General features: G+C 54.4%; 19 protein-coding genes and 1 tRNA gene. 2 read left to right on the forward strand and 18 right to left on the reverse strand.

The genetic code is table 11. From position 1 onward, the window contains the following. Positions 1-13: 13 nt before the first annotated feature. The 18 genes from HYT31_03035 to HYT31_03120 form a co-directional block, all read right to left on the reverse strand. The gene (locus HYT31_03035; protein MBI2050757.1) at positions 14-553 is read right to left on the reverse strand and encodes a hypothetical protein; all 540 of its coding nucleotides are present in this window, start codon (positions 551-553) and stop codon (positions 14-16) included. A gap of 250 nt (positions 554-803) precedes the next feature. Beyond that, positions 804-1,160: a DUF5615 family PIN-like protein gene (locus HYT31_03040; GenBank protein ID MBI2050758.1), complete on the reverse strand. Its 357-nt coding sequence runs from the start codon at positions 1,158-1,160 to the stop codon at positions 804-806. Then, the gene (locus tag HYT31_03045; GenBank protein MBI2050759.1) at positions 1,138-1,368 is read right to left on the reverse strand and encodes a DUF433 domain-containing protein; all 231 of its coding nucleotides are present in this window, start codon (positions 1,366-1,368) and stop codon (positions 1,138-1,140) included. Before HYT31_03045 ends, HYT31_03040 begins: the two co-directional genes overlap by 23 nt. A gap of 53 nt (positions 1,369-1,421) precedes the next feature. Beyond that, positions 1,422-2,546: a molecular chaperone DnaJ gene (gene dnaJ / locus HYT31_03050; protein ID MBI2050760.1), complete on the reverse strand. Its 1,125-nt coding sequence runs from the start codon at positions 2,544-2,546 to the stop codon at positions 1,422-1,424. Positions 2,547-2,591: 45 nt separating this feature from the next. Next, on the reverse strand, positions 2,592-2,894 hold the full coding sequence (locus HYT31_03055) for a DUF3467 domain-containing protein (GenBank protein MBI2050761.1): 303 nt from the start codon (positions 2,892-2,894) through the stop codon (positions 2,592-2,594). A 6-nt stretch (positions 2,895-2,900) separates the two neighbouring features. Beyond that, positions 2,901-3,578: a hypothetical protein gene (locus HYT31_03060; protein MBI2050762.1), complete on the reverse strand. Its 678-nt coding sequence runs from the start codon at positions 3,576-3,578 to the stop codon at positions 2,901-2,903. A gap of 7 nt (positions 3,579-3,585) precedes the next feature. Beyond that, positions 3,586-4,032 (reverse strand): hypothetical protein, encoded by a 447-nt coding sequence (locus HYT31_03065; protein ID MBI2050763.1) that lies wholly within the window; start codon positions 4,030-4,032, stop codon positions 3,586-3,588. Between the two features lie 51 nt (positions 4,033-4,083). Beyond that, positions 4,084-6,003: a molecular chaperone DnaK gene (gene dnaK, locus HYT31_03070; protein MBI2050764.1), complete on the reverse strand. Its 1,920-nt coding sequence runs from the start codon at positions 6,001-6,003 to the stop codon at positions 4,084-4,086. Positions 6,004-6,066: 63 nt separating this feature from the next. Next, positions 6,067-6,480, reverse strand: a complete 414-nt coding sequence (locus HYT31_03075; protein ID MBI2050765.1) for an Hsp20/alpha crystallin family protein — start codon at positions 6,478-6,480, stop codon at positions 6,067-6,069. A gap of 21 nt (positions 6,481-6,501) precedes the next feature. Next, positions 6,502-6,984, reverse strand: coding sequence for a nucleotide exchange factor GrpE (locus HYT31_03080; protein ID MBI2050766.1), 483 nt, complete (start codon positions 6,982-6,984; stop codon positions 6,502-6,504). 3 nt (positions 6,985-6,987) lie between these two features. Further along, complete coding sequence (locus tag HYT31_03085; protein ID MBI2050767.1) at positions 6,988-7,662, reverse strand: hypothetical protein; 675 nt, start codon at positions 7,660-7,662, stop codon at positions 6,988-6,990. A gap of 146 nt (positions 7,663-7,808) precedes the next feature. Then, positions 7,809-8,195 (reverse strand): retropepsin-like domain-containing protein, encoded by a 387-nt coding sequence (locus tag HYT31_03090; protein ID MBI2050768.1) that lies wholly within the window; start codon positions 8,193-8,195, stop codon positions 7,809-7,811. After that, positions 8,192-8,404, reverse strand: a complete 213-nt coding sequence (locus HYT31_03095; GenBank protein MBI2050769.1) for a hypothetical protein — start codon at positions 8,402-8,404, stop codon at positions 8,192-8,194. Before HYT31_03095 ends, HYT31_03090 begins: the two co-directional genes overlap by 4 nt. Before the next feature lie 20 nt (positions 8,405-8,424). After that, complete coding sequence (locus HYT31_03100) at positions 8,425-8,655, reverse strand: hypothetical protein (GenBank protein ID MBI2050770.1); 231 nt, start codon at positions 8,653-8,655, stop codon at positions 8,425-8,427. Between the two features lie 200 nt (positions 8,656-8,855). After that, positions 8,856-9,863, reverse strand: a complete 1,008-nt coding sequence (locus HYT31_03105) for a sigma-70 family RNA polymerase sigma factor (protein MBI2050771.1) — start codon at positions 9,861-9,863, stop codon at positions 8,856-8,858. Between the two features lie 125 nt (positions 9,864-9,988). After that, entirely contained in the window at positions 9,989-10,303 is a 315-nt protein-coding gene (locus HYT31_03110) for a 4a-hydroxytetrahydrobiopterin dehydratase (protein ID MBI2050772.1), read from the reverse strand. A gap of 7 nt (positions 10,304-10,310) precedes the next feature. Next, entirely contained in the window at positions 10,311-11,195 is an 885-nt protein-coding gene (locus HYT31_03115) for a TPM domain-containing protein (GenBank protein MBI2050773.1), read from the reverse strand. A 4-nt stretch (positions 11,196-11,199) separates the two neighbouring features. Next, a complete protein-coding gene (locus tag HYT31_03120) occupies positions 11,200-11,766 on the reverse strand; it encodes a LemA family protein (GenBank protein MBI2050774.1) in 567 nt (188 codons plus the stop codon). 107 nt (positions 11,767-11,873) lie between these two features. On the opposite strand from HYT31_03120, the gene HYT31_03125 reads away from it, so the two are divergent. Next, a tRNA-Glu gene (locus HYT31_03125) sits at positions 11,874-11,948 on the forward strand. 4 nt (positions 11,949-11,952) lie between these two features. Beyond that, entirely contained in the window at positions 11,953-13,530 is a 1,578-nt protein-coding gene (locus tag HYT31_03130; protein MBI2050775.1) for a hypothetical protein, read from the forward strand. Positions 13,531-13,580: the final 50 nt, after the last annotated feature.

A 13,580-nucleotide genomic window follows, 5' to 3' on the forward strand; every position in this document is an offset into this window, starting at 1 on the left:
CGACGCGTACTAACTAATCATCCCCTCCCCCCACCAGAGTCATGGCAGCTATGGGCGCAATGACCCAGAAGAATACCGCGCCTTCACCCACGAACCAATCCCTGGTCATCTGGGACAGTTGGCCGTAGTACTCCTCCGGAATAAACGAGAGCGTGATGCTGATTAAGAGCCCCACGTGCAAAATGCTGAACACCACAATCTGCCACCACTCCCCCGGGGCATCGGACCGCGCCAGGGCCCGCAGGGCCACAAACACGCCCAAGAACAGGACAATCCTATACATGAACACGTTGTTCGGGTTTGCATCCGGCGGGATCAGCTGGTCCATAAATGGGGCCGCCCCAACCACGGCGAGCGTGATGTAGATGGCAATCAAAATCATGATGATGCGGTCCCTACCAAGCGTTAAGCCGTACACGAACGAGGCAACCAAAAAGAACATGATGATGAACATGTCCCAGGTCGGGCTCTGGAAGTTGAACATGGAAACATTGGCAACAACGCCAGTGATGATTCCTTGGATATCCGGGTAGGTTGTGCTTGCGGCAAGCATAGTTGATAGTCAGCGGCGTGGTCGCTTTAAGCGGCCGCGACGCTTTCAATTATACCACAAATTTCCACTCCTGTATTCAAGAGGGGGTTAGTTGGTTCCCCCTCCTTTACCAAGGAGGGGGTCAGGGGGTGTCTAAAAAAATGGGTACCTGCCACACAGCGCCCTGCAGTCGTAGCACAACTCGCCAGAGCGGACGAACAACACAGCCGCCCTCCCCCATCGGAGCGCGGCTGTCTTATTTTGCAACCCGTTACATTTTCCTAAAACGCGATCGGCCTTCTTCCACAATAACGAGCGACTGCTCTAGTTGTTGTTCGCCAACTGATATGATGAACGCGCCTAGTACACGCTTGATGTCCTTGGCCGAATAAAAAAACGGGACCCGAATAACAATAATCCCGCAGTGCCGCTCCGGAGGAAATATAATTGTGTTAGCAAAATCCAAATCCCTGGTGACAATAACAGCGCCACGCTCTTTTGCTTGTAAGGCAATGTCTTCGTCTGGCGCTCTACCAAGCCCAATATCGCGCACATGTGTAACTTCATGCCGCGACGCAAACACCTCTGATGCCGAATACGGAATATTAGCGTCCAGCAAGAACTTCATAGGCCTGGGTTTTTTCACCCCTAAGCCAGCCGCCAACGTACTGGAGCGCTGCAGTAATCTGCTCTCTGGTCAGGCCGTATTCCTGTTGAATTTCGTCAAAATCCATGCCACCCTCAAGCGCGCCCAAAACCTCTTCAACGGTAACACGGGTGCCGACAATGGTCGGTTTTCCAAATCTGATTTTTTGGTCAATGGTGATGGTATCCATAGTACCCCCAGTATAACAAAAAAGAAGCCCCCGGGCAACCAGTTTACAGCCAGTTACAGCCAACCCTTGCCCTTGGCGTCACGAAGCTCTTCGTAGAGCTTCTTTTCCTTGCGGGATAATTTTGACGGAATGATGACATCAGCAACCACGATGTGGTCGCCTTTGGATGATGCGTGCACGTGCGGCACGCCCTTATCGCGCAGCTTAAAGCGGGTACCTGCTTGAGTGCCTGCGGGAATCTTTAGGTTGACTGGCCCGTGGACCGTCTCAACCTGAACAGTGTCCCCAAGCACTGCCTGGCTGACCGAGAGGGGTTCGCGGGTGATGATGTCATACCCGTCCCGTTCAAATCGCTTATGGCTTTTCACGCGGATGTGGATATAGAGGTCGCCCGGCTGGCCGCCGTGTTCTCCGGCGTGCCCAAGTCCGGACATGATAACAGTCTGGCCATTATCTATGCCTGCCGGGATTTTTATTTTGACTTCTTCGGGCCGCTCGTACACGCCTTGCCCGCTACATTCCTTGCACGGATTTTCCGCGGACTTCCCTTCTCCGCGGCACTCCGGGCACACGGTTGCGGACTGAAACGTGCCCAAGAGCGTTGAACGCGTGTGCACAATCTGGCCGGATCCGCCACAGCGGTTGCAGGAAGAAATCTTGGTGCCTGGTTCTGCGCCATTGCCTTTGCAGTGGCTGCATTTAGTTACCCTATTCAAACGGATGGTGCGCTCCGCGCCAAACACGGCATCCAAAAAATCAATGCTCATTTCAATTTCCATGCTCTCGCCCTGTTGCGGACCGCTGCGCTGGCGGGACCTGCGGCCTCCGCCAAAACCAAACACTTCGCTAAAGATGTCGCCAAGGTCGCCGAGGTCAACATTGAATCCGCCAGCGCCAAATCCCTGGCCCTGGGCCTGGCGCACAAAATCATTCCAGTTCATTCCGGTTCCGCCAAACCCTTGCCCGGAAAACGCGGAATCGCCGAACCGGTCGTACTGCGTGCGCTTCTCGGCGTTGCCGAGGATCTGGTATGCCTCGTTCAGCTCTTTGAACTTAGCCTCGTCCCCGCCCGCTTTGTCCGGATGCAATTCATGGGCCTTCTTGCGGAAGGCTTTCTTAATCTCATCCTGGTTGGCGCTCTTGGAAACGCCTAGTATTTGATAATAGTCTTTTGCCATATGGTTTCCCCCTCCTTTACCAAGGAGGGGGTCAGGGGGTGGTCCTTATTTCCTGTCCTCAAACCCCAAGCCGGTCTGCGTTTGCGGAGCATCTGCCGCCTTGATCTCACCAAAACGCTCTTCGTACTTTTTGATGTTATCCGCAAGCGCCGCCACAATGCGCTTTAAGTGCCCGGGGCTGGTTTGTACTTTGCTTACGACCTTGCCGGAAAGCCCGGCAACGTTCATGAATACCATCATGAACTCTTCCTGGGTGTGGCTCACCTGCATCATGTTCGCGTACTCACCGCCCGGGATGTTGTCCGCGATTTTAATTTCCTGCCTTTGGGGCTGCTGTTCGTTTGCCATATAATCTTATTTTAATATGATAGTCGGTTCAATGATTTGCTGCATCTCATAACAACCATGCGGTAATCCAGACCCATCATCAAAGCCTGTCCCGCAGGCTGACGCAAAAAGCAAATAATTTCTAGAAACTAACAATGGATACCGAATGCCTCCGGCGAAACACAAATCAAAATCATTTTTAAACTGGTCCATGTTAATATATCCAAGTTTATTTGGAATTGCAGTGACCTTCCAATCTCCCTCTTGTGATTGGCCGTCATAAGCAAAAGAGTATGCCGTACCCATGTCGTTCTCGGTATACGCGGACAATAATTGCTGAAAATACTGCTTGTCTTTTTCTATTCCGCTCTCATTGACGTCTTTTCCAATCGTACATTCAGCGCTGTTCGCCGCAAGTTCGCTCGGTTTCATGGCCTCAAGCACGGCAAAGTTTCCCTCCGACATATCAAAGTTTCTTCCCGCATCCGAATACGCAAAAGCATCTGTAGATTTCTCATTTATTGATGTTTCTTTTGGGTTTAATAGACCAGGGGCTGCTTCTGATTGGCTTGACTGTCTTGGATTAGCTGATTTATTTAAAACAGAACAACCTGACACAACAAGCACAACAAAAACCCCGATAAACAAATACAGAAAATATGCATTCATTCGTGGCTTATTTGGTTGTGCTTGTTCGTTTGCCATAATATTTTCATTTAGACCATATTGGCTTACCACCAGCGGCCCTTATAAATTGACTAACACCTAGTTGACCTCGTACATTTCGAGCTTTTGACCCTGGCTTTTTCAATTCTTCTTCAATTTTTGACCTAGAAGCTTTGTAAATATCTGAAACCTGATACCTTTCGTCTAGAAGAACGAGTAAAGTACTGTCCCATTCTTTTGACAAGTCAATGCTTCCTAACCGACCACCATTTATTCTTCCGCTAATGATTCTGCGAGTCTTAATCTGAATTTTTTTCTTTCCTTGTGTTGCGTCATACCCATCCTGACGGGCAGGAGCTAAACGAAGATTAAGCAAACGACACGCTTCGTATTCACCTATCTCGCCAGTGACGCCAAGCGGACGACCAGTCAAATTATAATATCTCTTGGCTAACGATTTTATCTGACTAATCAATTTCAGTTTTTGATTCATATCCTACCACCCCCTAACCCCCTCCTCATTAGAGGAGGGGGAACCAAGAGATTACTTTTTATCATCTTTCTTAACTTCCTCGTACTGGCCTTCCACGGCTTCTGACTGCTTGTCATTTGACGATGAAGCATCGGCTTTCGCGCCGGATGATGATTTGGCAGCCTCCTCCTGCGCCATCTTGTTCAGGACTTCTCCGATCTTCTGCATCTCTTTGGAGAGCTCCTCGGACGCCTTGTTAATGGCTTCCCTGTCATTCCCGTCCTGCACTTTCTTCAGAGCATCAATCTTGGCCTGGATGCCTTTTTTGACGTCATCGCCAACTTTGTCGCCTGCATCTTTCAGAGCCTTATCTGCTGTGTACGCCAACTGCTCCGCAAGGTTGCGCGATTCAATCAGCTCTTTCTTTTTCTTGTCCTCTTCCGCGTGAGTGGCAGCATCCGCCTTCATCTTTTCCACTTCCTCCTCGGACAAGGACGTGGTTGCAGTGATGGTGATTTTTTGTTCTTTGCCGCTGGTTTTGTCTTTCGCCTTAACATTCAGGATGCCGTTCGCGTCAATGTCAAACGTCACCTCAACCTGGGGCATGCCGCGTTGAGCCGGCGGAATGCCGTCCAGAATAAAGCGGCCCAAGGTCTTGTTGTCGCTTGCCATCTGCCGCTCCCCTTGCAAGACGTGGATTTCCACTGATGTCTGGTTGTCTGCGGCAGTTGAGAAAATCTGGGACTTTGACGTAGGAATGGTGGTGTTGCGATCAATCAAGGGCGTGCGCACCCCGCCCAACGTTTCAAGCCCGAGCGTCAGAGGCGTTACATCCAAGAGCAGAACGTCTTTGACATCCCCCTGCAGAACGCCTGCCTGCACTGCCGCGCCAAGAGCAACCACTTCATCCGGGTTGACTCCGAGATGCGGCTCCTTGCCGAAGTAGGCCTTGACCTTTGCCTGCACCAGAGGCATGCGCGTCATGCCCCCGACCAAGACCACTTCATTGATGCTGTTCGGAGTCCAGTTCGCATCAGCCATTGCCTGCTTTACCGGGCCAAACGTCTTTTCCACCAAGCCCCCCACCAGCTCCTCCAGTTTGGCGCGCGAGAGTTGCATCACCAAGTGCTTGGGGCCGTTCGCGTCAGACGTGATGTACGGCTGGTTGATTTCCGTGGTGGCGGAAGAGGAGAGTTCGTGCTTTGCCTTTTCAGCTGCTTCCTTGATGCGCTGGAGTGCCAATGGATCCTTGGAAAGGTCAACACCTTCGGCCCGTCCGAACTCATCAACAATCCATTTGATGATGATCTGGTCAAAGTCATCCCCTCCGAGGTGCGTGTCCCCGTTCGTGGCTTTCACTTCCACGGTGTCTGCGGAAACTTCCAAAAGCGAAATATCAAACGTGCCGCCGCCGAGGTCATAGACCGCGATCTTTTCGTCCTTTTTCTTATCAAACCCATACGCCAAGGCTGCTGCGGTCGGCTCGTTGATGATGCGCTTGACATCCAAGCCCGCGATCTTGCCCGCGTCCTTGGTTGCCTGGCGCTCGGAGTCGTCAAAGTACGCAGGCACGGTGATGACTGCTTCGGTAATTTTTTCTCCCAAACGCGCTTCTGCGTCCGCTTTCAGTTTGCTCAAAATCATTGCCGAGATTTCCTGGGGCGTGTACTCCTTGTCCGACATTTTGATTTTAACCCCGTCCCCGGACTGCGTGATTTCGTACGGCACCATGCCCCGAGTCTTGGCGACTTCCGCATCCCCAAACCTGCGGCCGATGAGGCGCTTGATGGAATACAGCGTATTGCGCGGGTTGGTGACTGCCTGGCGCTTTGCGGACTGCCCAACCAAACGCTCGCCGTTTTTGGCGATGGCAACCATGGACGGCGTGGTTCTCGCGCCTTCCGCGTTTTCTATAATCTTCGGCTTGCCGCCCTCCACAATGGCCATTGCCGAGTTGGTGGTGCCGAGGTCTATTCCGAGAATTTTTCCCATATGCATATATGATTAATTGATGTCGTTGCGAGGCGCCGATTCGGCGCCCCGTGGTGAAACCAATTACTTTGCGGCAATCTTGATCTGCTTGGGCTTTGCGCGCTCTTCCTTGGGAATGGTGATTTTCAAAACACCATTCGTGTAATCCGCTTTCGCGCCTTCGCCGTTAACGGACGCAGGCAAGGCAACCGCGCGGTGGAATGCGCCATGCCGCACTTCCTTGCGGTAGTAGTCTTTGTCATCCACCTCTGATTCCTTCTTGGTTGCGCCCTCAATGGTGAGCACGTCGTTTTCAACGGAGATGTTCACCTGGTCCGGATCAATGCCCGGCAAAGGCGTTTCCACGATTACGTGGTCCTTGTCCTGGTACACGTCCAGGGCAGGGACAAACCCTTGGGCGCCGCCTCCCCACTCCTCAAAGAACTTGTCAAAGTCCGAGAAGGGGTCAAGCATGGGCCGCCATCGTACGATAGACATATGATTGTCTCCTTTCCTTAATTAATGATGTGTGCCTTTAGAAACGATTACGCGGCTGGGCCGAATGAGCCTGTCTTTCATGGCGTATCCGACCTGTACTTCCTTGATGACGTGCCCCTCGGGCACGGTTTCGGACGGCTCGTGGCCCACGGCCTCGTGCTGGTGCGGATCAAAGCGTTTGCCTTTTGATTGGACGCGCTCAATGCCCAAGGTCTCAAGCATCTCATCCCGCTCTTTTTGGACCTGGAACAAGCCCTTTGCCCACTCCGAGCTTTTGGCATCCTCGGGCAGGTGCAGAAGCGCGAGCTCAAAGTTATCAATCACCGGCATGAACTTGGCGATGATGTCCGCGGCCGCGTACTCCGCGATGCTCGCCATGCGCCTGGCGTATTCTTTTTCCAGGTTTTGGTAGTCTGCCTGGGCCCGCTTCCAGCCCGCCAGGTATTCGTCCGCCTTGGTTTGCAGTTCCACAAGCTTTGGGTCCTCGTCTTTTTTATGGTGCATAATTTACGAAAGTAATGTTTTGATGTGCTTCAAAAACGCAATGTTCCGGCCGTAATCCATGCGCATGGGCCCGAGCATGCCGATCACCATGCCGCCTCGGGCGAGCGTCAGCACGCTTGCGCACTCATCGCCGAACGGGTTGTCGCTGCCGAGCAGAACCGAGATGTCGTCATCCAGCATGGCCCCAATACCGGACATCACCTCATCCAAGTGGTCAATAATCCGCGAGATGCCCACCACGCTGTCGTGATCCGTGAATTCCGGCTTGGCAAAGATGTTGGAGAGGCCCGTGTAGAACACGTTGTTCGGGTTGAACCCCACGACCACGGCTTCGCCCGAAAGCTCGGCTCCCTTTTTGGCGACTGCTTTGATGCCGTCCACGGACGTGCTGCCCCACGCCTCGGAAAGAGCTTTCTGGTGCTTCGGAGAAAGCGCCCTCTCCGGCAGCATCTGCTGGATGTATAAGCGGTACCCGGCTTCAGTCGGGATCCTGCCCGCCGAGGTGTGGGGGTGCGTGATAAACCCTTCCCGCTCCAGCTCCTGCATCCAGTTGCGCACCGTTGGCCCGGAAACATCCTTGAAACAGTGCTCCGCGATAAACGCCGAACCAACCGGCAGAGCGGTTTTTACGTGCGATTCAATGATATGGCGTAAAAGCTCTTTTTGGCGCTCATCCATAGTATAGTTACTATAGCTGACAGATTATCACTCGTCAAGGGTGAGTGATAATTCCACTATACAAAACTTGTTTTTCGTGTCAAGGCGCAAAAAAAGCCAGCGGGTTTGTTTCCGTTGGCTTAACTGCCATACTTCTCTACGGAAATTTAGCTTTCTATAACAATCTGCCGTGTCTTTTCCTTAAAACTGATAATAAACGGGACAAAAAAGTTATCCCTGCCGAGCAGATTGAAAGATACATTGAACTCGGGAGAGAAAATAATTTTGCAGGGGAATTTTTTGGAGCCGAACTGCACAGTGAGGGTATGCAAGTAGCCGGTTATTTTACCGCCGATGCCCGAAAGCTGGATGCGCGCGCCGTTCGTGATGGGGATTCCCAGGTATTCTGCCACTTCCGGACGAAACACCGAAAAAGACGCCCCGGAATCAATGAGCGCTTCTATGGTAATTCTGTTGTTTCCTCGTGTCAGTGTGACCGGAACAATGGGGAAATGCTGGCTTCCCTTTTTGAAGTAGGGAAATGCCTTTTTCATACCCAGAGCACGTAGGGACCCTCGTTTTTTCGGGGAACCAAAAACACGGAGGCCTTGTCCTGCAGGCCCTTTTTCTCCACCTGCGCCATGGTTTTTGGGAGGGTTTTGTCGTGCGCTACCACACTGTTCTGCACAAACGCAACCCACTCACCGGTGTATCGGGAAAGATTTCTCCTGGTCCGTGGCCTTGTTTTGGTCCGTGTCGCCATATAGTAACATTGTACGCGTTTTAGTCTCTAACCGTCAAGCCACGATTCTGGCAGTCCCGCGCAACCCATACTACAAACCACAGGTGCGCCTCTACGAGCGCGTTGTGGGCCGCTTCGTCGCCTGCTTGGATGCGTTGCGCAAGCTCGCACTCCTCTTCGCGCGACAATCTGCGGCCCGAGTACTTCCGAAGATCATCAAAGTACGAATCCTCCACAGAAGGAGGACCAAAACGCCGCTTGGTGCCGGCCATGGCGTTCCTCCTGTCTGGTGGACGTGAAATGAGCTTGGAAAAGACCTGCCCTCATCCTAGCAAAAAGATGTCCTGATGTGAAGCTCCCGTGGAAAATATACCGGCCAAAAACAAGGCTGTCAAGGATAAAAAAGGCCCACGGAACCTCGCGATTCCGTGGGATGGGAAACAGGCGTCGGAGCGCCTCAACATTGAAGCGCTTACTGTTGGGCCAAGGCTAGGCTCTTTCTCGGCCTTCCGGCGCGCCTGGCGCCGGGTTTATTGGAAGCAGGGCACTTCCGGTGCGCTTGGGTATACTTTGCCCGAAGCGCCTCTGCCGCGTCCAGCCGGGCCGATTCTCCGCCTGCGCCGTCAAACACGGCTAAGCGCTTCGCATTCGCACCGGCGCGGAGCAGATGGAGTGCCCGCTCCTTGATCTGACGCGCGCGCTCGCGCGTGACGTCTAACCGATGGCCGATCTGTTCCAAGGTCATGGGCAATTCCCCGTCCAAGCCGAAGTAGAGCCTCAAGACTTCAGCTTCCCTTCGGGGAAGCCTGTAAACCGCGGCATCAATCTGCGCGCGCATATCCTCCTGGTCCAGAACTTCATCCGGCGGCTCGGCGGATTCGTCCGCACGCCTTTCAAACAAGCTATTGCCCGGATCACCCTGTATAGACGCGCTTCCGCTTGCGCCCCCTGCCTCCGCATCAAGGGAAATGGCGGGCTTGCTTGCAACGATTGAGCGTTCCACCTCATCCTCCGCGATGCCGAGATTCCCGGCAATATCCTCTGTTGTGGGGCTGGCACAGCCGCTGTGCTGCAGCTCGCGGGCGGCTTTGGATATCTTCAAAAGCAATTGGCTGGTGCCCGCGGAAAGCGGGACAACCCTGTCTTTCGCAATCGCCTGAAGCATTGCCTGCCTGATCCACCACACCGCGTAGGAGATGAACTTGAAGCCGCGCGTCTCATCAAAGCGCTCCGCGGCCGTGACGAGCCCTGTGTTGCCGGCGCTGACGAGCTCGTCCATGGTCAGCCCGCGGCCCTGGTACTCTCTGGCCACGCTCACCACGAACCGCAGGTTTGCCTCCACCAGCTCGTTGCGGGCTTTTGCATCGCCTTCGTGGATGCGCAGCGCAAGCTCTGCCTCCTTCTCGCGCGAGAGCGGAATTGAGTGCATGATGATGTTGAGGTAATGCCCCAACCCGTCCACATCGCTCCTGGTATTCATTCCCCGCCTCTCTTGTCCGTGAAAGTGAAAAGGGTATGGTTAGCCGCTTGTCAAAGTACAAAAACAACGCTGCCCTCTGTACCTGTTTGCAAACCTACCAAATAATGCGTATCAACGCAAGGCGCCTATAGTTCGCCAATCTTTGCGGCCAGCGCAAAATCCGCTTCCGTGAGTCCTTGCCGGAAATGCGTGTACAGCACAATATCAGCATATTTGAAACTGAACGTGATGTCCGGGTGGTGGTTCGCCTGTTCCGCAAGCGCGGACACCTTGTCCACGAACACCTTGGATTCTTTGAAATTATTAAAATCAAAATGCTTAAATAGTTTTCCGTCTCTGATGCCCCAGGACGGACCGAGCTCTGCCTTAAGCGCGCTGACCTCGTCATCCGTAAGTTTTGGGCCGTGGTCTTCTGGCGTGCGTTGTGAAAGTTTTATCATAGGATAGTTACCACCTGCCGCTTGCTCCGCCCCCGCCGGAAAGCCCGCCGCCAAATCCTCCGAAGCCGCCTCCTTTATCCCACCGGTGCGGGCCGCCTCCCATAAAAAATATCCACGGGAATAGGGAATGATGCTTTGTGGAGCCGTCCTTGTGGAGAAACAAGCTGCGGTACTTTGTTGATACCAGGTAGTCAAGCCCCAAGCCCGCGGCAATAAGAATCGGCAGCCACCACCACCCGCCGGTTGCAAATCCCGCGATCATGCCGCCTGCTGCGCCAACCACGCCGCCGAGCCACCACGAGCGCGAACGCGCGAACACGGAAGCGAGCCAGATGAAGATAAAAATAAAGACCCAGAAAAACTCGCCGATAAACGAGCCGGTGCCCCCCTGGCTTTGCGCAACTGCCGCGCCAACAGACGCATCCGCCCCAACCGCCTGGAGCATGCCGATGACGCCGGCGCGCACGCCGCCGCCAAAGTCGCTTGATGCAAAATATGGCGGAATGACCGTGCTTACCAGATGCTTGGCTTCCACGTCCGTGAGATCCCCTTCCAGGCCATAGCCCACCTCAATGCGCATTTCCCTGTCAGCCACCGCAACCACAAAGAGCGCGCCGTTATCCCGGCCCTCGGCGCCGATTCCCCACTCTTGGAACAGGGCTGCTGCGTACGTTTCAATGGTTTCATCCCCGACTGAATTGACTATGGCCGCCGCAATCTCGTTTCCGGTCTGCTTCTGGTACTCCGAGAGCAGCTGCTCCAGGCTCGCTCGTTCCTCCGATGAGAGCACGCCCGCAAAATCGTTCACAAACCCGGTTGGCGCGCCCGGGGAAACGTACGCGGCTGCTGAAAGCGGCAGCGCGAGCAAAATTGTCGCGAGCCAGAGCCGCATGGAATTAGCTCTCAAAATCTACGGCCGGAGCTGCTTCCGCGCCTGCTGATGCCTCAAACAGCTCGTGCGGCCCGAACCCAAACACACTGGCTATGATGTTGCGGGGAACTTTCCGGATTGCCACGTTGTAGTCGCGAACTTTTTCGTTGTAGCGCATGCGCTCAACGCTGATGCGGTTCTCGCTCCCCTCCAGTTCCGCGATCAGGGCCTGGAACGATTCCTGGGATTTGAGCGTTGGGTAATTTTCCACGATGACCAAAAGCCGCGCGAGCGCTGATTCAACCTGGGTCGCGGCTGCCGCCTGCTCATCCGTTGACCCGGCGCCCGCGTACCGCGCGCGCGCGTCCGCTAAATCGCCGAACACTTTTTCGTCCTGCGCCGCAGAGCCTTTGACCGTGTTCACGATATTCGGGATGAGGTCCAACCGGCGCTGGTACACGGACTCAATGTTGGCCCACTGGGCCAAGACTGCCTCGTCGCGGGACACGAGCCCGTTATATCCGCTCCAGAGCCAGAGCACGGCCAGCGCAATGGCACCTATGATGATCCAGGATGTCTTGATCTTTGGCATATACTATTGATGATTAATGGTATGAAACCAGTATAGCAAACGGTTGCATTTTCCGCAAAAATCCGCTATAGTATGCCGTATAAATCACAGCGTCCCTGCGACAGCACGCCGCTATCGTCTAATGGTCAGGACGCCAGGTTCTCATCCTGGCAATCGGGGTTCGATTCCCCGTAGCGGTACCAACGCATGCCTTCCATCACCCAGCCAATCCAGGCGCTGGTCCAGGCCGCGCTCGCTTCCAAGCGCGAGCAGGACATTGACCCGCAGGAGCCCAAAATAGCCATTCCCACGCGCGCGGCGGCCGCGAGTTTTGTGTATGAGCGCATGCGGAACGCGGTTGACTACAAAGAAGAGCACCTCATCCGCCGCAACGCCATTGAGCGCATTTTGCGCAGGATGCTCTCCCAAGGAGAGCGCGAGAATATCGCGGAGAACCTGGTATACGAACTCATCCACGCGCGCTATTTGCCGAACAACGCCATCCCCCAACGCAAACTCGGGGACCTGAAAAAAATCTTTGACAAGTACGTTGCCATTCTCGGGTTTGCGCATCTCAAAGACGCGGCTGATCGCGCGAGCCTGCCCGGATTCATGCTCGGGATATTTGCCACGGAGGTTGATGAATTTTTGGTGCCTCCGCACGTGATGCACGCGTCCATCAACGCCATGTACGAGTCTATGGACCGGCACATGCACATTGAGCGCGCGGGCATTCCGCCCGAGGACCGCGCGAAACAGATTTACCTGGCCGCATCGCGCGCCCTCTACAAGAACGACAACGACACGCTCGCCTACCACTTGATGCTCGTCTACTGCCCGCGCTGGAGAAACGCGGACCCAAGCCTCATCCGGGACGTGGGCGCGCGCCTGGAGGAACTGCGGCAAAAAATCAGCGCGGACCTGAACCACCCGCTCAAAGAAAAACTCGCGGCCGCCCTGCGCAAGCGCGTGGCGTACTTCGCCATAGTGCGCGACATCATTGTAGGCGATCCGAGCAACGCCTGGCACGACCTGCAAACTCCAGGCCTTGCGTTTGAAGCGCGCATCCGCGAGCGGTGCGGAGAAAACTACAAAGCGTCCCGCACGAGCCTCCACCGATCCATCACGCGCTCCATCATCTACCTCGTCATCACCAAGTTCCTGCTGTTCCTGGTGCTGGAAATTCCGGTTGACTACTTCATCATGAAGCACTTCGCCCTTGCACCCATTGCCATCAACCTCCTGTTCCCGCCGAGCCTGCTCGCCATCATTGCGCTCTCCACTAAGCTGCCGGACGAAAAAAACACGGACCTCATCGTAACGGGCATCCAGGACATTGTGGAGGGCCGCGGGGATCTGGTGCAGGTCGCGAAGAGCGCCCGGCGGAGCCTGGTGCGCGGGGCCGTGTTTATCGTGCTCTATGCCATGCTCTTCGCGGTCTCGTTCGGACTCCTCATCTATATTTTGCAGCTTTTGGAGTTTACCGCGGTCTCTATTTTGGTCTTCCTCTTTTTCCTATCCTTGGTTTCTTTGTTTGCGTACCGCATTCGGCTCGCAAACCAGGAGTTGATTGTGACCCCGCCCAAGCGCGGCATGTTCCGCGCGCTGTGGAGCTTTTTTACGCTGCCGGTGCTGCACGCGGGCAAGTGGATGTCCACACGCTTTGCCCATATCAACGTATTTATTTTTGTGCTGGACTTTGTGATTGAAGCGCCGTTCAAAGCCTTCATCAAAGTGATTGAGGAATGGATGAATTATGTGTACGAGAAAAAGGAGGAGATTTAGATTCCACGTTCCCCGCCTTACTAAGGAGGGGTTAGGGGAGGTTGTACGAT

The sequence above is a fragment of the Parcubacteria group bacterium genome, assembly GCA_016181765.1.
Taxonomy (GTDB): domain Bacteria; phylum Patescibacteriota; class Patescibacteriia; order UBA2169; family UBA2169; genus CG10-46-32.